The 25,129-nt window shown below is 62.2% G+C and carries 16 protein-coding genes; 11 read left to right on the forward strand and 5 right to left on the reverse strand.

The genetic code is table 11. The features are described from left to right. Nucleotides 1-10: 10 nt before the first annotated feature. Together purE and PSH94_RS25585 are read right to left on the reverse strand one after the other, a co-directional pair. Complete coding sequence (purE, locus tag PSH94_RS25580; RefSeq protein ID WP_003195648.1) at nucleotides 11-502, reverse strand: 5-(carboxyamino)imidazole ribonucleotide mutase; 492 nt, start codon at nucleotides 500-502, stop codon at nucleotides 11-13. 263 nt (nucleotides 503-765) lie between these two features. After that, nucleotides 766-1,674, reverse strand: a complete 909-nt coding sequence (locus PSH94_RS25585) for a LysR substrate-binding domain-containing protein (RefSeq protein ID WP_010566930.1) — start codon at nucleotides 1,672-1,674, stop codon at nucleotides 766-768. 182 nt (nucleotides 1,675-1,856) lie between these two features. Between PSH94_RS25585 and aspA the strand changes: the two genes are divergently transcribed. From aspA to PSH94_RS25610, 5 genes are all read left to right on the forward strand, one after another. Then, on the forward strand, nucleotides 1,857-3,281 hold the full coding sequence (gene aspA / locus PSH94_RS25590) for an aspartate ammonia-lyase (RefSeq protein WP_034101530.1): 1,425 nt from the start codon (nucleotides 1,857-1,859) through the stop codon (nucleotides 3,279-3,281). A gap of 392 nt (nucleotides 3,282-3,673) precedes the next feature. After that, complete coding sequence (locus PSH94_RS25595) at nucleotides 3,674-5,125, forward strand: sodium:alanine symporter family protein (RefSeq protein ID WP_181076201.1); 1,452 nt, start codon at nucleotides 3,674-3,676, stop codon at nucleotides 5,123-5,125. Between the two features lie 77 nt (nucleotides 5,126-5,202). Then, complete coding sequence (locus PSH94_RS25600) at nucleotides 5,203-6,180, forward strand: asparaginase (RefSeq protein WP_305436008.1); 978 nt, start codon at nucleotides 5,203-5,205, stop codon at nucleotides 6,178-6,180. 113 nt (nucleotides 6,181-6,293) lie between these two features. Beyond that, nucleotides 6,294-10,883 (forward strand): hypothetical protein, encoded by a 4,590-nt coding sequence (locus PSH94_RS25605; RefSeq protein ID WP_305436009.1) that lies wholly within the window; start codon nucleotides 6,294-6,296, stop codon nucleotides 10,881-10,883. Between the two features lie 123 nt (nucleotides 10,884-11,006). Further along, nucleotides 11,007-15,662 carry a dermonecrotic toxin domain-containing protein gene (locus PSH94_RS25610; protein ID WP_305436010.1) on the forward strand — a complete coding sequence of 1,552 codons (4,656 nt, stop codon included), beginning with the start codon at nucleotides 11,007-11,009 and terminating at the stop codon, nucleotides 15,660-15,662. 7 nt (nucleotides 15,663-15,669) lie between these two features. On the opposite strand, the gene PSH94_RS25615 is transcribed toward PSH94_RS25610, so the two are convergent. Then, nucleotides 15,670-17,208, reverse strand: a complete 1,539-nt coding sequence (locus tag PSH94_RS25615; protein WP_305436011.1) for a PLP-dependent aminotransferase family protein — start codon at nucleotides 17,206-17,208, stop codon at nucleotides 15,670-15,672. Between the two features lie 87 nt (nucleotides 17,209-17,295). Between PSH94_RS25615 and PSH94_RS25620 the strand changes: the two genes are divergently transcribed. The 3 genes from PSH94_RS25620 to PSH94_RS25630 are packed head-to-tail and all read left to right on the forward strand — an operon-like array spanning nucleotide 17,296 to nucleotide 19,065. Then, complete coding sequence (locus PSH94_RS25620) at nucleotides 17,296-17,934, forward strand: FMN-binding negative transcriptional regulator (protein WP_305436012.1); 639 nt, start codon at nucleotides 17,296-17,298, stop codon at nucleotides 17,932-17,934. After that, a complete protein-coding gene (locus PSH94_RS25625) occupies nucleotides 17,931-18,377 on the forward strand; it encodes a GNAT family N-acetyltransferase (RefSeq protein ID WP_181076192.1) in 447 nt (148 codons plus the stop codon). The genes PSH94_RS25620 and PSH94_RS25625 overlap by 4 nt, the downstream gene beginning before the upstream one ends. Nucleotides 18,378-18,387: 10 nt before the next feature. Then, on the forward strand, nucleotides 18,388-19,065 hold the full coding sequence (locus tag PSH94_RS25630) for a GNAT family N-acetyltransferase (RefSeq protein ID WP_266245149.1): 678 nt from the start codon (nucleotides 18,388-18,390) through the stop codon (nucleotides 19,063-19,065). Nucleotides 19,066-19,068: 3 nt separating this feature from the next. Here the strand turns inward: PSH94_RS25630 and PSH94_RS25635 are convergent, their stop codons facing one another. Continuing rightward, nucleotides 19,069-19,968: a homocysteine S-methyltransferase family protein gene (locus PSH94_RS25635; RefSeq protein WP_253509813.1), complete on the reverse strand. Its 900-nt coding sequence runs from the start codon at nucleotides 19,966-19,968 to the stop codon at nucleotides 19,069-19,071. 113 nt (nucleotides 19,969-20,081) lie between these two features. Here PSH94_RS25635 and PSH94_RS25640 point away from each other — a divergent pair, with 113 nt between their 5' ends. The 3 genes from PSH94_RS25640 (at nucleotide 20,082) to PSH94_RS25650 (ending at nucleotide 23,188) form a co-directional block, all read left to right on the forward strand. After that, nucleotides 20,082-20,903, forward strand: coding sequence for an ABC transporter substrate-binding protein (locus tag PSH94_RS25640; protein WP_305436013.1), 822 nt, complete (start codon nucleotides 20,082-20,084; stop codon nucleotides 20,901-20,903). Beyond that, entirely contained in the window at nucleotides 20,900-21,703 is an 804-nt protein-coding gene (locus PSH94_RS25645) for an amino acid ABC transporter permease (protein ID WP_181076185.1), read from the forward strand. Before PSH94_RS25640 ends, PSH94_RS25645 begins: the two co-directional genes overlap by 4 nt. 177 nt (nucleotides 21,704-21,880) lie before the next feature. After that, a complete protein-coding gene (locus PSH94_RS25650) occupies nucleotides 21,881-23,188 on the forward strand; it encodes an autotransporter domain-containing protein (protein ID WP_305436014.1) in 1,308 nt (435 codons plus the stop codon). Nucleotides 23,189-23,262: 74 nt separating this feature from the next. Here the strand turns inward: PSH94_RS25650 and oadA are convergent, their stop codons facing one another. Continuing rightward, nucleotides 23,263-25,071, reverse strand: coding sequence for a sodium-extruding oxaloacetate decarboxylase subunit alpha (oadA, locus tag PSH94_RS25655; RefSeq protein WP_253509816.1), 1,809 nt, complete (start codon nucleotides 25,069-25,071; stop codon nucleotides 23,263-23,265). Nucleotides 25,072-25,129: the final 58 nt, after the last annotated feature.

A 25,129-nucleotide genomic window follows, 5' to 3' on the forward strand; every position in this document is an offset into this window, starting at 1 on the left:
GTCTACAACCTCAGGCGATGCGTGGATCTGGATTGTCCAGCACGCTGTCTGTCTGTTCAGCACGGAATTTTTTCAGCACCGCGTGGAACTGCGGGTGCTTGGCGCCCAGAATACTGGCGGACAGCAACGCGGCGTTGATCGCGCCGGCCTTGCCGATCGCCAGGGTCGCGACCGGGATGCCGGCCGGCATCTGCACGATCGACAACAGCGAATCCACGCCCGAAAGCATCGACGATTGCACCGGCACACCGAGCACCGGCAGGTGGGTCTTGGCCGCACACATGCCTGGCAGGTGCGCTGCGCCACCGGCGCCGGCGATGATCACCTCGATGCCACGGGATTCTGCTTCATCGGCATACTGGAACAGCAAGTCCGGGGTGCGGTGGGCGGAAACCACCTTCACTTCGTATGGAATGCCGAGTTTTTCCAGCATATCGGCGGTGTGGCTAAGGGTGGACCAATCGGACTTGGAGCCCATGATCACGCCAACCAATGCACTCATCGTCGTGCCTCTTCTCTCTGGGCGCCCGCAGGCGCGTCAAAAAACAACAAGCCACGCGGGAAATCCGGCGTGGCTTGTTGTACGAATGTTGGCCGGTTGGACCGGCCGAAGGCCGCGCAGTATACCGTAATAATTAAGATAAACAGCCCCTGGAACGACCATCTGTCCAGTGGTGAAAGCGGCGGTTTTATTGACTTTCAAGTCAGCCAAACCACCACAAAGCGCCTTCCCACATTTGCCCTGCATTCGGCTTGAGATTGGGCTCAGGTGTTCTGCGCCGCACCACCTTCCAACTTGCGCCACAACAACCGCACATTGGCCTTGCGCACCAACGCACAGCGGTACAAGCGAATTTCCAGCGGTACATGCCATTGCGGCCCGCCGCAGACCACCAGCTCGCCGCGCGCCAGTTCGGCACGCACGCTCAACTGCGGCACCCAAGCGATGCCCAGGCCTTCCAGGGCCATGCTTTTGAGGCTGTCGGCCATGGCGGTTTCGTACACGGTGGTAAAGCGCAGGGCGCGCTGGCGCAGCAACAGGTGCACCGAACGGCCGAGGAAAGCGCCGGCGCTGTAGGCCAGCAACGGTACGCTGCCCTCGCCTTCCAGGTCGAACAACGGCTTGCCGTCGGCGTCGGCGGCGCACACCGGGAGCATTTCGGTGTTGCCCAGGTGCAGGGACGGGAAGATCTCGGCGTCCATCTGCATGGCGGCATCAGGGTCGTAGAACGCCAGCATCAAATCGCAGCCGCCTTCACGCAGGGCGTGCACCGCATCGCCGACGTTGGTGGCGACCAGCCGCGTGGCGATGTTCAGGCCTTCGTTGCGCAGTTGTGCGATCCAGCGCGGGAAGAAACCCAGCGCCAGGGAGTGTGCGGCGGCCACTTGCATGACTTCGCCCTGCCCGCCTTCCAAGTGATGCAAATGACGCAGGACTTCACCCAACTGTTCGACCACGGTGCGCGCGGTGACCAGGAACAACTGCCCCGCCGCCGTCAGCTCGACCGGCGTACGCGAGCGGTTGACCAGGGTCAGGCCCAACGCCGCTTCCAGGCTGCGGATGCGTCGGCTGAACGCCGGCTGGGTGACAAAACGCCGCTCCGCCGCCTGGGAAAAGCTGCGGGTCGCGGCCAGGGCGCTGAAGTCTTCCAGCCACTTGCTCTCAAGGTTCATCACTGCCTCCCACGGGAACGCACCATTTTGGCACACACGCCCGCCATGATAGCCGGGTCACACTCACATTATGCCGTTTATGCATAGGCCAGTGTTTAACAGCATTGGCCCAAAAATTCGTACAAGCCTAGCATTCGCAGCGTTCCGGCCAGTTCCGGGTCCATATCGAGATGATTTCCGTCATGTCCTCCGCTGCATCATTCCGCACAGAAAAAGACCTGCTTGGCGTACTTGAAGTACCTGCTCAAGCGTATTACGGCATCCAGACCCTGCGAGCGGTGAACAACTTCCGCCTCTCGGGCGTTCCGATTTCGCATTACCCGAAATTGGTGGTCGGCCTGGCAATGGTCAAGCAAGCCGCCGCTGATGCCAACCGCGAGTTGGGCCAGCTCAGCGAAGCCAAGCACGCCGCCATCAGCGAAGCCTGTGCCCGTCTGATCCGCGGCGATTTCCACGAAGAGTTCGTGGTGGACATGATTCAAGGCGGCGCCGGCACTTCAACCAACATGAATGCCAACGAAGTCATCGCCAACATCGCGCTGGAAGCCATGGGCCACCAGAAAGGCGAATACCAGTACCTGCATCCCAACAACGACGTGAACATGGCGCAGTCGACCAACGACGCCTACCCCACTGCGATCCGCCTGGGTCTGCTGCTGGGCCACGACGCGCTGCTGGCCAGCCTCGACAGCCTGATTCAGGCGTTCGCCGCCAAGGGCGAAGAGTTCAGCCACGTGCTGAAAATGGGCCGCACCCAATTGCAGGACGCCGTGCCGATGACCCTCGGCCAGGAATTCCGCGCTTTCGCCACCACCCTCGGTGAAGACCTGGCCCGCCTGAAAACCCTGGCGCCGGAACTGTTGACCGAAGTGAACCTGGGCGGCACCGCCATCGGCACCGGCATCAACGCCGACCCGCGCTACCAGGCCCTGGCCGTACAGCGCCTGGCCGTCATCAGCGGCCAACCCGTGGTTCCGGCGGCCGACCTGATCGAAGCCACCTCCGACATGGGCGCCTTCGTGCTGTTCTCCGGCATGCTCAAGCGTACGGCAGTGAAGCTGTCGAAGATCTGCAACGACCTGCGCCTGCTCTCCAGCGGCCCACGCACCGGGATCAACGAGATCAACCTGCCGGCGCGCCAGCCAGGCAGCTCGATCATGCCCGGCAAGGTCAACCCGGTGATCCCGGAAGCGGTCAACCAAGTGGCGTTCCAGGTCATCGGTAACGACCTGGCCCTGACCATGGCGGCCGAAGGCGGCCAACTGCAACTGAACGTGATGGAGCCGCTGATCGCCTTCAAGATCTTCGACTCGATCCGCCTGCTGCAACGCGCCATGGACATGCTGCGCGAGCACTGCATCGTCGGCATCACCGCCAACGAAGCCCGCTGCCGCGAACTGGTGGAGCACTCCATCGGCCTGGTGACCGCGCTGAACCCTTACATCGGCTATGAAAACGCCACCCGTATCGCGCGCATCGCCCTTGAAAGCGGCCGCGGGGTACTGGAACTGGTGCGCGAAGAAGGCTTGCTCGACGACGCCATGCTCGACGACATCCTGCGCCCCGAAAACATGATCGCTCCACGTTTGGTCCCATTGAAGGCCTAAGCGTTTGTTGCACCGCTCACCAGGTTGAGGGACTAGACACCTCTCACCTTTTGAGGGCCTGAAGGCTCGTTCTTCAGGCCCTTTTTTTTGCTTCGAGGTTGTGAAATGACGCCCATAAAAAATCCAATATCGCACCGCTTACCCACCGCCCCTGTAACCGCCTGGCTGAAACCTTTAATCGGCCCGGGCAGACGGATCACGTTCGCCTAGGTATAGTGCCGCCCCTCTTCGCGTCTGCGGCTGTCGGTAACGAAGCCGGGATAACCCGCGAAACCGCATGAATAACAACCCGCAAAAGGAATGGGGTCGAACCGTCGCGCACTGCCTGGTGCGATGCGACGTTTTTGAACCGTCCTGCGTTTGCCATTAGAAAAATCAGCGAGGAACACTCCATGCTCGAAGTCATCAACGACTTCCTCTCAGGGAAAGTACTGATCGTGCTCATTGTCGGGCTCGGCGGTTATTTCACGATCCGCTCGCGTTTCGTACAGCTGCGCCACTTTTTCCACATGTTTTCGGTGTTTCGCGACAGCCTCAAGAGCAGCTCCGGCCAGCTCAGTTCGTTCCAGGCGCTGATGCTCAGCCTGGCCGGCCGCGTAGGCGCCGGTAACATCGCCGGTGTCGGCATTGCCGTGACCCTCGGCGGCCCGGGCGCCGTGTTCTGGATGTGGGTCACCGCACTGGTGGGCATGTCCTCGAGCTTTATCGAATGCTCCCTCGGCCAGTTGTACAAGCGCACCGACGCAGAAGGCACCTACCGTGGCGGCCCGGCTTATTACATCCAGCACGGCCTGCACAAGCGCTGGCTGGGCATGGTCATGGCGTTCCTGCTGCTGGTGACCTTCGGCTTTGCCTTCAACGGCCTGCAGGCCCATGCTGTGACGCATTCGCTGAATAACGCGTTCGGCCTGGACACCACCTACACCGGCCTGGCCCTCGCGGTCTTGCTGGGCCTGGTGTTCATCGGCGGAATCAAGCGCATCGCCTCGATCGCCGACCTGCTGGTGCCGGTCAAGACCCTGGTCTACATCGCCGTGACCCTGTACGTGATCGTGCTGCAATTCGACCACGTGCCGGCCATGCTCGCGACCATCGTCAAGAGCGCCTTCGGCCTCGACCAAGCCTTCGGCGGCCTGGTAGGCAGTGCGATCATCATGGGCGTGAAGCGCGGCGTGTTCGCCAACGAAGCCGGCCTGGGCAGTGCGCCCAATGTGGCGGCAGTCGCTTCGGTTGAGCATCCGATCGCCCAAGGCGTGGTTCAAGCGTTCAGCGTGTTCCTCGACACCTTCGTGATCTGCACCTGCACCGCGCTGCTGATCCTGCTCTCCGGTTTCTACACCCCAGGCTTTGAAGGCGACGGCATTGCCCTGACCCAGAACTCCCTGGCGGCGGTGGTCGGCGACTGGGGCCGCATGTTTATCTCGGTGGCCCTGGCGTTATTCGTGTTCACCTCGATCATGTACAACTACTACCTCGGCGAGAGCAACCTGCGCTTCCTGGTGGGCAACAACCGCAAGGTGCTGATGGGCTACCGCACGCTGGTGCTGGTGCTGATCTTCTGGGGTTCGATCGAGAATCTGAGCACCGTATTCGCCTTCGCCGACATCACCATGACCATGCTGGCGTTCGTTAACCTGTTTGCCCTGGCGTTCCTGTTCAAGATCGCCATGCGCATTCTCAAGGACTACGACGACCAGCGCGCAGCGGGCATCAAGACCCCGGTGTTCGATTCCAGCCAGTTCCCGGATCTGGACCTGGACCGCAAGGCCTGGCCGGCCAACCCGGTCAAGTCCGAGCCGGCGGCAAAGGTGTCGGCTGAACTGAACGCTCAAGCGCAACGCTGAGCGTAGATAGATGACACGCCGCCCGGCCTTGGGCATGCTCGGGGCCCGGCGGCGTTTTTCGTTCAGGAGAATTCTCGATGTCCCCAGCCAATAACATCATGGTGCTCTACACCGGCGGCACCATCGGCATGCAGGCCAGCGCCAACGGCCTGGCGCCCGCTTCGGGTTTCGAAGCGCGCATGCGCGAGCACTTTGCCGGGGCGAAGCTGCCCTCCTGGCGCCTGCGCGAAATGTCCCCGCTGATCGACAGCGCCAATATGACCCCGGCCTACTGGCAGCGCCTGCGCACAGCAGTGGTCGAGGCGGTGGACGAAGGCTGCGACGCGGTGCTGATCCTGCACGGCACCGACACCCTGGCCTACAGCGCGGCCGCCATGAGTTTTCAACTGCTGGGGCTGCCGGTGCCGGTGCTGTTCACCGGCTCCATGCTGCCGGCGGGCGTGCCCGACAGCGATGCCTGGGAAAACGTCAGCGGCGCCCTGACGGCGTTGGGCGCAGGCCTGGCGCCGGGGGTGCAGTTGTACTTCCACGGTGCGCTGATGGCGCCGACCCGTTGCGCGAAGATCCGCAGCTTCGGCCGTCATCCGTTCGCGGCGCTGCAGCGCCAGGGCGGCGCAGCCAAGGCCGATGCGATTCCGGATGCTTTGGACTATCGCCAGCAGAAAGCGTTGGCGAACGTCGGCGTGCTGCCGCTGGTGCCCGGCCTTTCAGCGGTGCTGCTCGACAGCCTGATCGACAGCGGCATTCAAGCACTGATCCTGGAATGCTACGGCAGCGGCACCGGGCCCAGCGACAACCCGGCATTCCTCGCCAGCCTGCAGCGCGCACAGGACCGGGGCGTGGTGGTGGTCGCCATCACCCAATGCCATGAAGGTGGCGTAGCGCTGGACGTGTATGAAGCCGGCAGCCGCCTGCGCGGGGTTGGCGTGCTGTCGGGTGGCGGCATGACCCGTGAAGCGGCGTTCGGCAAGCTCAATGCCCTGATCGGCGCGGGCCTGCCTAATGCCGAGATCCGCCGCCTGGTCGAACTGGACCTGTGCGCCGAGCTGAGCTGACTGTCGTTCCACCATACATAGTCACTCCCGCCGCTGACCTGGCGCTGCCTAGCATGGAAAACCCGAGCCTTTGACTCGGGTTTTTTCATGCAACGGCACCACAGGAACGCCCCATGACCTCTTCAACTTCCGCTTCCCAGCCGCAGCCCAGGCGCAGTGACCTGACCTTGGAACTGATCGCCCAATTCCACGCCGGGCCCTCCTTCAGGGCCACCGCCACCCAACTGTTGCGCCAGGCGCTGAACGAACTCTACCCGGACCTGAACATCGACCCGGACAGCACCCTGATGGGTTCGCCGACCTGGACGCTCATCGAGGGCCAACCGGTCGCCGGACCGACCACCTATCGCGCGCTCAGCGACCTGCTGGCGCGCCAAGCCGTCCTCCAAATACCGGTGCTGTGCATCGAGGGCGAGCACTTCCTGACGCGGCAGCCGATCACCGCGCCACCTGAGCACCTGCCCGTACGCATGACCGACATCGCCAGGATCATCAACACCCAGGCACCGGTGATGCTCAGCGCGTTTCAGGCGTACCTGGTGGATTTCTGGAACGAGAGCAACGCCAAGGGCCCGCGCTGGCAGGAATTGTCCAGCACCCTGCGCAGCGGCTGGGGCACTGCGCAGGTGGAAGAATGGGATGAGACCGATCGCGCCATGGCAGATCGACTGTATCGCTTCCCCGACCGCGCCACCCGGCAAATCGATGACCCCTATGCGAGCAAAGCCTGCATTGTCGAGATCGAACAGGTCGAGGACGGCGCTGCCACGCGCTTCAGCCCGCTGATGCTGGCGGTGCTGCTGGGCGAGCACCTGGGCCGCGCAATCATCCTCACTTACTCGCCGCGCAACGGCTACGAAAAATTCGACTCTCTGGACCAGTTGGGCGAGTCGCTGCCTACGCATGCCGGGTCGCAGACGCATCGCACATCGCTGCAATGGCGTTTATCCGAGCCCCAGGGCAACTTCTTCGATCAGTTGGCCTGCGTGTTTATCAGTGCACAGGTCGAAGCCGTGGGCGCGCTGGATTTTTCGAACTTGCTCCAGAGCAATTCGGCCCAAGTTAATCAGGCATTGAATGCAGGTCCGGGTGCCATTTACACGCCAGCGCACCAAGGGCCCAACCTCGACTGGTATCACCATGCGCTTCCCGACTGGCTGAAAAACGCCTCGGTCGGCGACCAGAATAACTTCGCTCAGCACCTCAAAGATCTCGCGGCCCTCAACAGCCTGAATATGGGCGCCTCCTACCTGGACGGTATCCCCGGCATTGAGCAGTACGCGCTTGAGCAGATCAGGCAACAGGTCCTGCTGGATCATCCGGACGCCCTGCACGTGCCGTTGGAAAAAATCGTCTTCAAGGTGCAAAGCGTGGTGGTCTGGGGATTGTTCGTCGTGCCCGGGAGTGTTGAAACCACCTCCTTTACCCTCGTTGAGCTGGCCCTGCAGAACCTCATCGCACTGCCCCTGGGCAACAAAACCATAGAGCTGCGCAACGGTGCCAACTTGCCCGACTGGCTGACGGTCGATTATGTCGAAGACATCATTCAACGGGTCGACGTCGGTCAAACCTACCCAGCCCTGATCAAACAGAATTTGCTGGAGCTGCGCCATGAGTCGGCCCGTCGCAAAAAGCTCTACAGCGAACAGCTGCGTATCCAGCTACCGTTGATGGCTTTGCAGAGCAAGCTGCGACGGCAAGACGGGATCGATGAGCAGGGTTACCGTTACCTCGTCGCGCTGATGCAGGCCGAGGAACACGACCGCAAGGTCGATGGCCAGGATATCGTCCTTCACCAATTGGCTTTCTACCCCACTCGCCGCGCGGACCAGAGCTACGACATCGTGGCGAACATGTACGTGATCGGCCTGCGCAATCTGAGCGGCGGGCCCTGCCTGCTCTATCGCCCGTTATTCAACCCGCCACTGATTCAATACGCCTCCTCCGCCAACCTGATCTATGACGTCATGCAGTCGTCCACATTGCGCAGCTCGATACTGCCCTGGCTGCCCGATGACGTGCGCGACGACTACGCAAACCTCGTCTTTCCAGGCGACGTACCCTCCCCCTGGGAGGTCTTCAACTACCTGGTAGATCCGCTCAGAGTGTTGATTTTGAGCGGTCCTGTGGCACTGGCCAATCCCGTCGTCGGCAGCGACATGCTGGGTGCACTGTTTAATGCCAACGCCCAGGCGCTGTTCAGCCTGGCCGATCGACAATCGGTTTCCAACGCGGAGAACCGCTGGGCGACGCTCAAGCAGATCGGCTGGGTGTTGCTCAATGCCGTGCTGCCCTTCCTAAACCCGACCCTGGGCACCGCCGCCTGGATCTGGCAGATTTTCGATCAAGTGCAAGCGCTCGTCGAAGCGAGCGAACAGCAGGACAAACCTGCGCAATGGGCTGCCCTCACTGACGTTTTGCTCAACATTGGCATGGCGATCACCTTGCACACCGTCACGCGGCGGCAGAGCATCGGCAAGTCGCTTACCCACGAACCCGGCACGCCGGTCAAACCGCCGCTGATCAAACGATTGCCCCTCCAGACCGCATCCGCGCGGCCGACTGAACGAGCAGGCCCGCTCAGTACCAGCGGTGCCCTCAACCGCTTGCCCGGCCCGTTGGCGACCGTGCTGGACAGCTTCCATGTGGTAAAACCCAAGAACCTGGGCCAGCCCATTACCGAAGCGGGCACCTACCAGCACCTCTATCGATCAGGCCGGAAATATTACGTATCCCTGGGGCAACGCTGGTTCGAGGTATCGGCGCAGGCGGACGAGCCCGTGGTGATCATCGATCCCAACCAACCGGAGCGCAGCGGCCCGGCGCTGATACACAATGCAGCCGGCCAATGGTTCATCGACACGCGCCTGCGATTGCGTGGCGGCGGCCCCAAGCATGCAAGCCGGCGGGCGAGTCTGCTGGCCACGGAAAAAGCCAAGCAGCTGCGCGACAAACTGCAGACATTCGAAACAGGCAAAAAGGCCGCATCACTTGAATTGGAGCAAGCCCGCACAGCAATGACAGAAGCACCCGGTACGTCGGCCGCTGCCAGGCGCGAAGGCTATCTGCAAGCACTCGACAGCCAACGCTCTGACTATGAAACGGCCCTGCAGGACCTCAAGAAACTGAATGTCTTCGAACCCCTTGCCGACTATCCGCCCAAAGCGCTGAGCTACCTGAGGGCACAGCTGGAGTTAACCGAGTTCGGTATCCGCGAAACCCAGCAGACATTCACCCCAGGCCTTAGAACAATAATGGATCAGGTCACACACCAGGCAGAGTCGCCTGGAGAGCGGCACATCGAGGACGCGCAGCATTTCAGCCAGATAAACCAGGACATGATCGAACGCCTTGATTACGTCGAGTCGCGTTTCGAAGAGCTGCGCGAACTGGGCCAGCAAGGCTACCGTGAGATCAGCCAACACAAAGGACTGTTGCCCAGTTACACCAGCTCAAACCTTAAGGCCCTGCAATTAACTACGTCACGCAACCTGTGCCTGAGCGAGTCGTCGCTCAATAGCACTCCGCAGGCGTGGTCGACCCTGGATGACATCGTCAACACCGCCGACGTTGCAGCCCAGACCCTGCACGATACGCTTTTCGAGCGAAGCGAAGCACGCCTGGACGAGCGTATCGAAGCGCTCGGCAGCCTGACTGAGCAGTTTGCGGTCGTAGATGAGCGCCTGGAAGACCTGTCGCAGGAATTTTCCGCCGAAATCATTCCCGAACAGTTGCAACGCCTGCGCGCGCAGATACACCGATACTCCCAGGACACCCAGTTGCACCTGGCACGGCTGCACCTGGAACGTGACAATCTCAGGCATCGCCCCACCCCGCCGCCGACTCCGCCGGCTCAGCGTAAAATGTTCATCCGCACCCGCTATGACGGCCTGTTGATCGGCGAGCCACGCTCGACGCAGTTGGGGCATGAGCCCGACTTCGTGGACATCAAATCGCCCATCACTCAACACATCATCGCCACCTACCACAAAAAGGATCAGGCCCAGTGGGTCAGACGCATCACCGCACCCGCTGCCCCTGCGCCTGTGGCGCCGGACCTTACGGCATCCCTCGATCAGGCCCAGGCTTTTCTGGACGGATTGAGCGCGTTCAAGGCTCGCGCCCACGAGCAAGCGGCCAAGCCGGCACGTACTGCGGTCGGTATCGAATACCTGTATCACCAGCACGCCCTGCGGCTGGAGGAAACCCAGCATGCCATCGACCACGCCTTGTCATCGCCCGGCGTAGTGAAGAATGAACTGCGCTCCGCCACCCTCGCCAGTCAGAAACTCAAGGAGGCCACGGCAGACCTCTACCTGGAAGCCAACCAGCAGGTGCGACGCATGATCATAGAGCGACCGCCCACTGTCGAGGGCGTGGAATGGCTCCTGCAGCGCAAAGAAGTCACCCTTAAAAAGACCATCAGCCGGCGTCGGATCAAAGGTGTCCAGGAGGACTACCTGGATGAATACACCATCGCCGACCGCGCGCGGCATAACGTGCTCTGGTATGCCCATTTCCATTACTCGGCGTCGTGGACGCCGCCCAGGACGTTTATCTCGGCACGCCTGAAAACCCCGGCCGAGCATCGGATGGGCGCAGCCGCCGATACCGTCAATGGGTTCAACCAGCAGCAACGGCTTGACTACTACCGCAGCGAAATCAACCTGGAACAGGCCCGCCGGTTGTTTTTCAATCTCTGATCGAACGGCCAGGGCGGTTCAGCAATCCCGAGTGGAAGCCGGGCCGCCTACTTATCTACCTCCGCGGCGTTCCTTGAGTGGTTAGTTTGCAGGTCCACCGCCTGTGATCACCAAGGAGCTGACATGCCCAACGACTCTACTCAATCCGCCCCCACGCCAACCGCCCCCGGCTACGGGCTGCTCACCCAGCTGACCACCGGCCCCTCCAGCCGGGAAGTGGCTTCCAACCTGCTGCGCGAAGCCCTCGCAGAACTGTACCCCAAGCTCAATCTCAATCCGGATTTCTGCATGCTGGTCACTCCGCGCTGGCAAGTGACAGAGCAGGCGCTTGAACGCGGCGAGCCGCAGGTCGAATCCCTCACCAGTATCCTCGCGCGCCAGGCGCTCATGCCCAAGCCGCTGGTCTACATCGAGGGCGAGCATTACCTGACCCTGCAACCCAACGTGCGGTCGCCGGTGCATTTGCCGGTTGCCATCGACGCCATCGCGCGCCTGATGAACGAGCTGTCGACGCTGCTGTACGTCGCGTTCCAGGAGCAGCAGTTGAATTACTGGAATACGTCCTACAACAGCGCAGGGGTGCGCTGGAAAGTATTCGCTAACGCCCTGGGCAAAGCATGGAATGTCACCACCGCTGAAGGTTGGGATGAGGACGAATGCAAGATGGCCCGCCTGCTGTACCACGCACCCGACCGTGCCAACCGAGCCTCCGATGCCCCCTACAACCTTCGCGCGTGCCTGATCGACGTCGATGTAGTGTTGCCCGACCGCCACGCGCACGTGGGGTTGTTGGGTATTGCCGTGCTGATCGGCACACTCCAGGAGCGCCAGGCCATCCTCACGTTCTCGCTGACGGACGGTTACAGCCGCTATGACTCACTGGACGAGTTGGGGAAGATATTACCGGGCACGCTCGACCCTCTGTACGCCGGTGCCGAGATCCAGTGGCGATTGTATGAACCCCACGGCAACTATTTCGAAAGCCTGGCCTGCACACTGATCGGCCTGCAGGTCGAGGCCATCGGCCTGATGGGCGATGACGTTGCGCAGGACCAAACCGAGTTGCCACTGCGCCATTCGGCCGTCTCCCGAATCATGCCCAGCCTTGAGGATCTGAGCGATGAGCATCTCTCGCGGATCTTCGACATCCACCAGCATTTACCCGACTGGCTGACGGCCGCCTCGGACGCGGACATGGCAGCCTACAGCCGCTTGATGATCGACCTCGCCGAGCTCAACGCCCACTGGCACGGACGCGCCTTCAACGACGGTATCGCGCCGATCCGCGACTATGCCCGCGAACAGTTGCAGAGCCGCATCAACGCCCGTGCTCAGGACGCGCCCCTGAACCTGGACAAGGTGCAGATTGAAATTCGCTCGCCGGTGATCTGGGGTTCCTTCCCGATCCCCGGCGCGCAAGACATCACTCGGCGTAACCTGATCGACCTGGCGCTGGAGAACCTCACCGGCCTGCCCATCGGTGTCGTCAGCGTGACCTACAACGGCGGCGACGCCCCGCAATGGCTGTCCTATGACTACCTCAAGGAGGTGATCGAGGGGCTTGATATCGGCGCGACCTACCCGGCGCTGATCAAGCAAAAACTGCTCGATGACCCGCAGCAATCGGCGCAACGCTCACGCCTCTACACCGCGCATTTACGCGTACAACTACCGTTGCTGGCCCTGCAGTTGAAATTGCAGCGGCGAAATGGCCTGGATGAACGTGGCTTCCGCTACGTTGCCGCCGTGATGCAAACCGAGGCGCACGAACGCAACGTAGATGCGCAGCCGGCTGTGATTCGTCGCCTGGCCTTTGCTCCCAGGCTGCGCCCTGGCAACGGTCACGACATCGTCGCCAACATGTACGTGATCGAGCCGAAGGACCCTGGCGCCGGCCCGTGTATCCTGTATCGCCCATTGCTGGAGCCGATGCTGCTGCAGTTTCCCTCGCGCCAGAACCTCCTGTACGCCATCAAGCAAGACCCGGCGCTGCGTGAGTCGGTGCTGGCCTGGCTGCCTGAGGAGGTGCGTTTCAACTACACGCAATACGTATTTCCCGACACTCTGCCGTCACCCTGGACGGCCGCGCGCCTGCTGGTCGAGCCGGCAACCGTGCTGCAGATGAGCGGGCCGATCGACTTGAGCAACGCAACCCTGGGCGATGACGCGCTGGACACGCTGTTCAGCGCCAATGCCAAGGCGATGGTTGAGCTGGCGACTCGGCAATCGGTATCCAATGTGAAGAAACGCTGGGACACGTTTCGCCGCACGGGTTGGCAGCTGTTGACCGCCGTCTTGCCGTTCCTGGGTCGTACCCTCGGCATCGCCGCCTGGATCTGGCAAATCATGGACGACCTGGAGCAGGCCGAACGGGTCGTCGACACGCCGCAGGCGCAGGCCCCGTGGACCGCGCTGGTGGACATGTTGCTCAATGTGGGGATGGCGCTGACGCTGCATGTCACGCTGCGCCATCCTCCCTCCCAGGCACTGGACGAACCCCTCAAGCCTCTGGCCGCAGAGCGCATGGAGGTGCTGGAGGAGACCGAAAAGCCCCCGGTAAAGGCACCGGCAAAGGTCCCTGTGAAGCGCCAGTCGGACGTTCCCGACAGCCAATTGCCACCCTCGCATCAAGGCCCTCTGAATGTCAGCGGCCCGCTGCACAGTACGCCGACACGCCTGGCCACACTGCTGAGCAGCTTCGCCGTGCCCAAACCCGAGGGGCTGGGCGAGCAAAACACCAGCGCCGGCACCCACCTGTACCTCTACCCATTGAGTGAAAAATGGTATGCGCCGGTGGCCCAGCGCTGGTTCGAAGTCACGCTGGATGCCAATGACAACGTGATGGTCGTCGATCCCAGGGAGCCAACCCGCACCGGCCCGCTGCTGGTGAATAACCGCGCCGGGCAGTGGTTCATCGATTCTCGCCTGCGCCTGCGTGGCGGTGGCTTCAGAAATCGTCGCCGGACCGCTCAGGAGCAGAAGCCCTCGCGCATCGAGAGCCTGCGCAAGGAGCTCATTGCCTTTAGCGAAAATGATGAACCCACCCAATCGCAACTGTACGAAGCGCAGGTGGCCATCGACTCGGAGCCGGGGCCGTCCACGGCCCAGCGTCGCGAGGCGTTCATCAGCCAGGCGGATGAGCGGGTAGGTGCCTACGACACCCCCATCCGTCAGCTCAGGGCCTTGAGCATCATCGACACCGTGCCCAATTACCAGAGCCTGATGAGCGGCTACTTGAACAAACAGCTGATCCTCACGCGCTCGGTGATCGAAGAGCGTGTCGGCCCTTTTCGCGACACGATGGAAGCCACCATGAACGTGCTCGACCCTTCGGCGACTGTCACAACGCAGCAGCAGGTGGACCAGGCGCAGGCGATGTCGAGCGTAAATGTGGACATGATCCGGCGCATGGAATACGTCGACTCGCGCTATCGGGAGTTGGGAGAACTGGGTGTCGCGGGTGCCGACGTCATTCAGCGCACCCGGCAACGCGTGCCCAACATCCAGGTGATCGACCTCAAGGCGCTGCAAATCACCGTCGCGCGTTTCCTGTGCGTCGCTCTTACCGAGGACACAACCGAAACGCGGCGGCGGCTCAACCGCATCATCGATGACCTGGATATCAGCATCCAAAGCTTCATCGAGCTGCTCGGCAAAGTCGGCGGCGTGCCCCTGGATCAACGCATCGAAGTGCTCAACAGCATGGTTGAGCAATTCGCCCTCGGCGACCAGCGCCTGCTCGACCTGCATGCCGACGCACCGCAAAAACTGCTGCGCGAGCCCTTGGAGACGCTGCGCGGCTACATCAATGACTTTCAGCAACAGGCCACGCAGGACTTGGTCAGGCTGCTGCGCGAACGCCGCGCCATGGAGCCCAAGCCCGGGCCATCCAGATCACCGACGACGCCCCAACGCAAAGTCATCAAGACCCGCTACAAAGGCCTGATCGTGGGCGAACCGCGCGAAGCCGACAGCCATCTGGTGGACATCAAGGCACCGCTGACCGGCAAGGTCATCGCCACCTTCCACGAGAAAACCCCAGGCGTCTGGCTGGAACATGAACCGTCGGCCTCGCGCCCCCCGAAACCCGAGTCGATCGACCTGGACACCAGCCTCAACAGCGCACAGGACCTGCTGGATGCGGAGCCTGCCGAATCCCGGCGCATCCTCAACCATTCGCGCAAGGCCGGGTGCATTCCGGTGGAAATAGAAGAGATGTTCCACCAATACGCGATGCGCCTGGAAATGGCTGCCGATCAGATCGAGGAAGCGCTGACCCAACGCAATCTGATCGAGAGCGATCGCCCGTCCGCGGTCACCCTCAGAAAAGCCCTGGCCGATCATGCGACGCGGCTCTTCGCGTTAGGTACCGACACCCGTATCAACATGACCAAGCAGCAACCGCCCACCGCGGCCCGCCTGGAATGGCTGCATCACGAGGGGCAAGTGGCAATCAGAAAAACCGTCACCCGGCGACGCCTCAAAGGCCCCGGCAAGGACTACCTGGACGAGTACGAGATTCGCGGCACCAAGGACAATGCAGTGCTGTGGTACGCGCACTTTCACTACCCATCGCCCCAGGCCGCCGATGAAGCGTTCGGCGCCGCGCACCTCAAGACCCGCGAACAGCAGAAGCTTGGCGGCGCCGTAGAACGCAAGGACGTCAGTGCCCGCGACCAGATCGCGATTTATCGCAGCGAGATCAGCCCGGCGCTGGCCGGTTCGCTGTTTTTTCCCCAGTTGAAGCCGGCGGCTGCGCCTGGCGCATCAAAATCGTAGCTGCCGATCAACACCGCCAGGCCTCGCGTAAACGTTCCAGCGCCTGCGCGATAGCGTGCTCTGGCACTGCGGCAAAGCCCAGCACCAGGCCGGCGTCCTGGTCCGGCGCCAGCGTGGAGGACGCCAGCCAGTAATTGCTCAAGCCATTGATCTCAACGCCCACGGCATGGGCCTGTGCAAGCAATTGCTGCTCGCGGGCAAGGTTGTCGACACGCACGGTGATGTGCAGCCCTGCGGCGACGCCGGGCAATTGGCCGACGCCGGGCAACCCGCGCGGCCAACCGGCGAGCAATGCATTGCGCCGACTCAATGCCGCACGCCGCATACGTCGAATATGGCGCTGGAAGTGCCCGGCCGCCATGAACTCGGCCATTACCGCCTGCGTGCTGACTTCCGAGTGGCGCATGTCCACGGCGCGACGCCGGGAAAAGGCCTCTACCAGGCCTGGCGGCAGCACCAGGTAGCCCAGGCGCAGCGCCGGGAACGCCACTTTACCGAAGGTGCCCACGTACAACACGCGCCCGCTGCGGTCCAGCGCGGCCAGGGGCGACAGCGGTGCGCCGCTGTAGCGGTACTCGCCATCGTAGTCGTCTTCGATGATCCAGCCGCCGGTGCGTTCGGCCCAGGCCAGCAGCTCCAGGCGGCGCGCCAGGCTCATCACCACGCCCAACGGGTATTGGTGCGACGGCGTAACGTAGGCCAAGCGGCAATCGGCCAGGGTGTTGAGCACGCCACAGTCGATCCCCTCCTCATCAACCGGGACGCCATGCAGGCACGCACCGGCCAGGGCGAACGCATGCCCGGCGGCGCGGTAGCCCGGGTTTTCCACCGCCACACCGTCGCCAGGCGCCACCAGCAACTGTGCACAAAGGCTGATTGCCTGTTGCGCGCCGCTGGTGATCACAATTTGTTCAGCGGTGCATTGCATGCCGCGTGAACTGCGCAGATAGGCGGCGATCAACCCACGCAGGCGAGCGTCTCCGGCAGGGTCGCCGTAGCACAGCTGCTCCAGGTTAGGCCTGCGCCAGAAAGCCCCGTTGAGCTTGGCCCAAACCTCAAACGGAAACAGATCAAAGGCCGGCACGCCGACACGAAAGGCCTTGGGCGGCCCCACCGGCGGTTGAGACAAATGGTGGGTTTCCAGACGCTCCAGCGCCGCGCTGTGGATAACTTTCAGGCTCGAATTAACCGATGAATTTCCGCAATTTGTGGATAAAGCTGGGGATAAGCCTGGTGATAACCCTGTGGATGGTTTTGTGGATAGTTTTTTCGCCGTCGGTAATTGGGCGACATAGGTGCCGTCTCCGACGCGCGCTTCGATAAAGCCTTCGGCGTACAACTGATCGTAGGCCCGCACCACGCTGTTGCGGGAAATCGACAAGGCCGCCGCCAGGTCGCGGCTGGCGGGCAGGCGCGTGCCACTCACCAGGCGTCCGTCCAGCACACGTTGGCGCAGGGCGTCGTAGAGCTGGCGTGTCAGGCCCTGGCGAGGGTCCAACTCAATACCGGCGGGGTTGAAGGACAACGGCGGCGACGCAGGCGGCATATTGGACCTATGAAATTGACCCTGGATGGCTCTTACCACAGACCATTAGCCTGCCTAGGATGGCGCCATTCGCCAAGGAAAATAATCATGTACACACCGCGTGCCTTTGCCCTCGATGACTTGCCCGAAATCCAGCAATTGATCCAGCACACGCGCTTGGCGCAACTGGTGACCCTGGGCGACGACGGCCTGCAAGCCAGCCACCTGCCGCTGCTGCTCAACCCTGATGAAGGCCCGAACGGCACGTTGTACGGGCACATGGCCAAGGCCAACCCACAGTGGCGCGACCTGCAAAACGGCAGCGAAGCCCTGGTGATTTTTGCCGGCGCCGACGCCTACATCAGTCCATCGTTCTACCCGGCCAAGGCCGAGCACGGCAAAGTGGTGCCCACCTGGAATTACCTGGCGGTACATGCCTACGGCAAGGCCGAGGTGTTCACCGATGCCGGGCGCTTGCTGGCGGTGGTCAGTGCGTTGACTGACCGCCACGAAAGCCGTCGCGCCCAACCATGGGCCGTCAGCGATGCCCCGGCCGACTACATCGACGGCATGCTCAAGGCCATCGTCGGTTTCTCGCTGCCCATCGAGCGCCTGATCGGCAAACGCAAACTCAGCCAGAACCGCAGCCCGGCGGATATCGCCGGTGTGCGCGACGGCCTGGCCGCCAGCAGCGACGTGCGCGACCAGACCCTCGCCCGATTTATTCCCAAAGGAGCTACAGAATGAGTCCTATCGATATCCGCCCCGTCACCGCCGCCGACCACGCTGCGTGGCTGCCGCTGTGGCAAGCGTATTTGCAGTTCTACAACACCGAACTGCCGGACGCGGTGAGCCACAGTACCTGGCAGCGTTTGATCGACCCCAGCGAACCGACTCATTCGGCGCTGGCCTGGCAGGACGGCAAGGCGGTGGGTATGGTCAACTTCATCTACCACCGCTCCAACTGGAGCATCGAGAACTCCTGCTACCTGCAGGACCTGTTGGTGGACCCGTCCCAGCGCGGCACCGGTGTCGGTCGCAAACTGATCGAATTCGTCTACGCCACCGCCAAGGCCGACGGTTGCTGCAAGGTGCACTGGCTGACCCACGAGACCAACTCCACCGCGATCCAGCTGTATGAGCGGATCGCCGAGCGCCCGGGTTTCATTCAATTTCGCAAAGGTCTTTAAGGAGCGCAGCATGTCCACTTCCCTCGCCGACTGGAAAGGTGCTCCGGCGCCCTCGGCTCAACTGCTCGAAGGGCGCTTTATCCGCCTGGAAAAACTCGATCCCGCACGCCACGCCGATCAACTCTGGCAAGCGCTGGAAGGCCCCGGCGCCGACCCCAAGCTGTGGGATTACTTGCCCTATGGTCCGTTTGCCGAGCGCGCGGCCTTCGATGCCTGGCTGAACAACCATGCGGCCAACAGCGACCCGTATTTTTTCAGCGTGATCGACCGTGTCAGCGGCGATGTACAAGGCATCCTCAGCCTGATGTCGATCGTGCCGGCCCAGGGCCGCATCGAAATCGGCCACGTCACCTTCGGCGCACCGATGCAGCGTTCGCCGAAAAGCACCGAGGCGGTGTACCTGCTGGCCAAATACGCGTTCGAGCAGGGTTATCGCCGCCTGGAATGGAAGTGCAACAACGGCAATGCCCGTTCCAAATACGCGGCCGAGCGCCTGGGGTTCAGTTTTGAAGGGGTGTTCCGCCAGCATATGGTGGTCAAGGGGCAGAACCGGGATACGGCGTGGTATTCGATTTTGGACGGGGAATGGCCGGTGGTGGGGGCGGCTTTTGAGCAATGGTTATCCCAGGCGAATCAGACGGCTTCCGGGCAGCTCAAGGGCCTGGCGGAGTGCCGCCAGGCGCTTTAAGCGTCAGTTCAGCTTCTGCGCCAGCACCGCAATATGCTCCGGCCCGATCCCGCAGCAGCCGCCCAGATGGCTGGCGCCACGCGCTTGCCAGTCGGCCGCCCACTGCAGGTAGCCCGGCGGGTCGAGGTCGTCGCGCAGCGGGTCCAGGCCGTCGTTGGCCGTGGCTTCCTTGGGTTGCGGCGGGAAGGCATTGGCATAGGCGCCGATCTGGATCTGCACGCCCAGGCGTTCGAAGGTCTGGCGAGCCGCATCGATCGCCGCGCCAATCACTTCAGGCTGGCTGCAGTTGAACAGCAGCACCTGTACACCCCATTGCGCCGCCGCTTCGGCGGCGTCCGCCACCGGCTCGCCGGAACGCAGGCGCGGCACTTCATCGGTGTCTTCGTCTTTCAAGGTAAACGACAGCCAGAACGGCTTGCCGTCCTTCGGCAAACCAGCGTGGATCGCTCGCGCCTCAGCGATGGAGCTCTGGGTTTCCGCCAGCCACAGGTCGACATGGGGCGCCAGGCCCTGCACCAGGGGCGTCAGCAGCTCGGACACCCGCGCCGGTTCGAACAGGTCGGGCCGGTAGGAGCCGAATAACGGCGGCAACGAACCGGCCACGCGCACGGGTTTGCCCGAAGCCTCTACTGCTCGGCGCGCCAACTCCCCCGCCAGCGCCGCCAGGGCCTGGCCCTCGGCAGCAAAACGCGCTTCACCGATGTGAAACGGCACCACCGCATAACTGTTGCTGGTAATGACGTCGGCACCGCTGTCGATATAGGCCGCATGCACCGCCTCCACCGCCTGTGGGGCTTCGCTCAGGGCCAGTGCCGACCACTCCGGCTGCCGGAAAGGCGCGCCACGGCGTTGCAGTTCACGGCCCATGCCGCCGTCGAGAATTACTGTGATTTCAGCGCCCATATAGCTTTTACTCATATGCTTATGAAAATAACTCACTATGAGAGTCGTTCTTATAACTATTTAATGCGTACCATTCGGTTAATAACAACCTCTTTTTTATTCAGGTGTTCATTTTGAAATTCAAACCGCTATGGGCCTTGGGCCTGACGATGCTGGCTGCTTCAACCCAAGCCTTTGGCGGCGCCACCCTGGACCGCATCGAACAGAAAAAAGAACTGGTGGGCGTGCTGATGGAAAGCTACCCACCGTTCTCTTTTCTCAACGATCAGAACCAGCTCGACGGCTTCGACGTCGACGTGGCCAAGGCTGTGGCACAGAAACTGGGCGTTAAGCTGCGTCTGGAAACGCCGTCCTGGGATGTGATCGCCGCCGGCCGCTGGAGCGGACGCTATGACATTTGCATCTGTTCCATGACCCCGAGCAAGGCCCGCGCCGAGGTGTTCGACTTCCCGGTGGAGTACTACGCGTCCCCTGCGGTCATTGTGGTCAACGCCAAGGACGACCGCATCCACGGCGCCAAGGACCTGAGCGGCAAGAAAGTCGGCCTGACCAGCGCCTCCAGCTATGAAAGCTACCTGAATAAAAATCTGCTGATCGAAGGCGCCGAAGATACGCAGTTGCAGTACCCGTTCGAGGACGTGCAGATCGCTCCATACGACACCGACAACGTAGCGTTCCAGGACCTCGGCCTGGGTGCCGGCGTGCGCCTGGATGCGATCCTCACTAACCTGGTCACCGCCCAGCCGCGCCTGGACCAGGACAAGCGCTTCAAGCTGGCCGGCGAGCCGCTGTACGCCGAGCCCAACTCGGTGGCCATCGAAAAAGGCGACCCGCAGTGGGACAGCAAAGTGCGTGACGTCTTTGCGCAGTTGAAACAGGACGGCACGTTGAGCAAGCTGTCGAAAAAATGGATCGGTGCCGACATCAGCCAATGAGTCATCTGCCAAAACCTGCGCGCGCGCTGCTCGGCTTTCGCGCACGCCTGTACCTGACCTGGGCGGCGTTGTTCGCCCTGTTCGCCAGTTTTTTCCTGAGCTTTGACCTGAAGTTCTCGATCATCCTCGACAAGCTGCCCAACCTGATCGGCGTGCACCTGGCGCCCAACGGTTTCCTGCAAGGCGCGGCGCTGACGCTGTTCCTGTGTCTGTGCTCGATGGCGGCATCGTCGGTGCTGGGCTTTGTCACCGCCCTCGCACGCTTGTCGAAAAGCGCCGTGGCATTTGGCATCGCCAGTTTCTATGCGTCGTTTTTTCGCGGCACGCCGCTGCTGATCCAGATACTGCTGATCTACCTCGGCCTGCCGCAACTGGGCGTGGTGCCGGGCGCAATCGTCGCCGGCATCATTGCGCTGTCGCTGAACTATGGCGCCTACCTCAGCGAGATCTTCCGCGCCGGCATCCTCGGTGTGCCCCAGGGCCAGCGGGAGGCCGCCCTGGCCCTGGGCATGCGCGACCGGGAGATCTTCTGGCATGTCACCCTGCCCCAGGCCATGCGCACCATCATCCCGCCGGCCACCAACCAGTTCATCTCGATGCTCAAGGACTCGTCACTGATTTCGGTGATGGGCGTTTGGGAGGTGATGTTCCTGGCGCAGTCCTACGGCCGTTCGAGCTACCGCTACATCGAAATGCTCACCACCGCCGCGATCATCTACTGGGTATTGTCCCTGGGCCTGGAGCTGATCCAGGCACGCATGGAGCGGCACTACGGCAAGGGCTATGCGGGGCGGGGGTGAAGGAGCGTCGATCGCGCCTGATTCAACCGTGCACACTCAATGCTGTGCAGATTTAACGAATTGTTTTATCGCAACGCACTAGAGACATCTCCCGCAAACCCGCAGCACCCGGCCTGACAGTTATCCCTCTGTCACCTCGTTAAATTCCCCGCCTCATACATCACGAGGTGGGTTTGCATGCCGTTCATACACAAGCAATTGGCAGTCGCCATCATCCTGGCGCTGGGCACAATCGGGGCTTCATACGCACACACTCGCGGCGACATGGAGCCGGACAGCGAGTGGTTGCAACCGCTCAGCGGCAACGGAGCGGCAGGTCATTCAGGGCTGGTCATTGTCAAGCCTCGGGACGCCAGCTTCGCCAACCGCGCCACCAGCCGTAATGGCCTGAACGTCGCCCGTATGCTGGACTCCGCGGTCAGCCAACTGCTGGCTTCGGACCAGCTCGACTATTGGGACAAACACCAACTGCGGCAATACGTGCATTACCTGGCGGGTCTGGAGCCGGGCCGCGTCGGCGCATTGCTTGAACAATTGGCGGGCAGCCAGAACGCCAACCTGGGCACGGCCACCCAGGCCAGCATGAAACAATTGAACGCCAGTCTGCTCGCGGCGATTCGTCAATTGGACACCTCTGAAGAAGCAAGCCGTGTGTGGGTGCAAGGCGTGGGCAGCGGCGGCAAACTCGACGCACAGCACGGCAGCGCCGGCCTCAAACGGCGCAGCCAAGGGCTGTTGCTGGGCGCCGACTGGTCGTTGGCCAACGCCTGGCGGATCGGCGTGGTGGGCGGCAAATCCGACAGTGACCTGAGTGCCAAACGCTTCAAGGGTGACCTGGACAGTTGGCACCTGGGCACCTATGCGGCACGCCAGGACGGCCCGTTCGCGCTGCGCCTGGGCGCGCTGTACAGCAGTCACGCGGGGCAGAACAAACGCTACGTGGATGTCGACTTCATCAATCATCGCGAACGCCTCACCGGCCACTACAAAGCTCAAAGTCAGAATGTATTCGCTGAACTGGGTTATCCGCTGGTCATCGCTGACCTGCGCGCCGAACCCTTTGCCGGACTGGGTCTGCAGCGCTATCACCGCCAGGGCTTTCGCGAAAAGGGCGGCTACAGCGCGCTGGATGTACGGGCGCAGACCCAGCAAAACCTCAACACCACCTTCGGCCTGCGCCTGGCCAGGGACTTCAGGCTGGATAACCAGATGGCCCTCAAGCCGCATTTGAGCGCCAGTTGGACGCACCTGTACGGCAACGTCGAAAGCCGCGTGAAACAATCCTCGGCCTGGAGAGAACCTGAACACGTCAACAGCGAGTTCTCCATCAGCGGTACCTCACTGGCGCGAGACAGCCTGGCCGTGCGCACCGGCCTGGACGTGGCGCTGTCGGCTGAACACAGTGTGGGCCTGACCTATACCGCCGAACGTGGCAGCCACAGCCGCAACCAGGGACTGGCGGGGCAATGGACGATGGCGTTCTAAATCGCTGAATCCAATGCAAAAAAAAGGGGAGCACCTGCTCCCCCGAGGATTAAACGGTTGTGTCGAAGGCTGGATCAGCCTTCGATTTCGATCAGGATCTCGCCAGGGTTGACCCGGTCGCCCTTGGCCACATGCACGGCGGTCACTTTGCCGGCAATCGCGGCCTGCACCTCGGTCTCCATCTTCATGGCTTCGGTGATCAGTACGGCCTGGCCGGCCTTGACCACATCGCCTTCCTTGACCAGCACGTCGACGATATTGCCCGGCATCGCGGTGCTCACATGGCCCGGCGCTGTTGCGTGCTTGCGCTGGCTGCCGCCACTGCTGACGAATTCGTTGAGCGGCTCGAACACCACTTCTTCGGGCATGCCGTCGATGGACAGGTAGAAGTGGCGCTTGCCTTCGGCCTTCACGCCGACGCCGGTGATGTCGACCCGGTAGCTTTCGCCGTGCACGTCGATGACGAATTCGGTCGGCACGCCTTCGCCACCGGCGCGGGCTACGCTGCCCGCCTCGGGAATCGGCAACAGCACTTCAGGGGCCAGGGTGCCTGCGTCGCGCTCCTCGAGGAACTTGCGCCCGATGTCCGGGAACATCGCGTAGGTCAGTACGTCCTCTTCGGATTTGGCCAGTGTTCCGATTTCACCGCGCAGCTTGGTCATTTCCGGCTTGAGCAGGTCGGCCGGGCGTACATCGATAACGTCCTCGCTGCCGATGGCCTGACGCCGCAGCTTTTCATTCACCACGCCCGGCGCCTTGCCATAGCCGCCCTGCAGGTAGAGTTTCACTTCGTTGGTGATGGTCTTGTAGCGCTCACCGGCCAGCACGTTGAAGAACGCCTGGGTGCCGACGATCTGCGAGGTCGGGGTGACCAGTGGCGGGAAGCCGAGGTCTTCCCGCACGCGCGGGATTTCCGCCAGCACTTCGCCCATGCGATTGAGCGCGCCCTGCTCCTTGAGCTGGTTGGCCAGGTTGGAAATCATCCCGCCCGGTACCTGATTGACCTGCACGCGAGTATCGACGGCGGTGAATTCACTTTCGAACTGGTGGTACTTCTTGCGCACAGCGTAGAAGTACAGACCGATTTCCTGCAGCAGCTCCAGGTCGAGGCCAGTGTCGAATTCGCTGCCTTTGAGCGCGGCGACCATCGACTCGGTACCTGGGTGGCTGGTGCCCCAGGCAAAGCTGGAGATCGCGGTGTCGATATGGTCGGCACCGTTTTCGATGGCCTTGAGTTGGCACATCGCGGCCAGGCCGGCGGTGTCGTGGGAGTGGATGAAAATCGGCAGGCCTTGCTCTGCTTTCAGCGCCTTGACCAGTTCACCGGTGGCGTACGGCGTCAGCAGGCCGGCCATGTCCTTGATCGCGATCGAATCGCAGCCCATGGACTCCATTTGCTTGGCCTGGGCCACAAATGCGTCGATGGTGTGCACCGGGCTGGTGGTGTAAGCGATGGTGCCCTGGGCATGCTTGCCGGCGGCTTTTACTGCTTCGATGGCCACGCGCAGGTTACGCACGTCGTTCATCGCATCGAAAATGCGGAACACATCGATGCCATTCACTGCGGCCTTGGCCACGAACGCTTTGACCACGTCATCGCTGTAGTGGCGGTAGCCCAGCAGGTTCTGGCCGCGCAGCAGCATTTGCAGACGGGTGTTGGGCAACGCGGCGCGCAGTTTACGCAGGCGCTCCCACGGGTCTTCCTTGAGGAAGCGCACGCAGGCGTCGAAGGTCGCGCCGCCCCAGACTTCCAGGGACCAATAGCCGACTTTGTCGAGCTTGTCGCAGATCGGCAGCATGTCGTCGGTGCGCATGCGGGTGGCGAGCAACGATTGGTGAGCGTCGCGCAGGATGGTGTCGGTAACGAAGATCTTTTTAGTCATTGGTATCTCCTCATAGCGGCAAGTTTCAAGCTACAAGCTGCAAGAAAAAGCCACTCTG

This window comes from Pseudomonas sp. FP2254 (assembly GCF_030687695.1).
GTDB classification, from domain to species: Bacteria; Pseudomonadota; Gammaproteobacteria; order Pseudomonadales; family Pseudomonadaceae; genus Aquipseudomonas; species Aquipseudomonas quebecensis.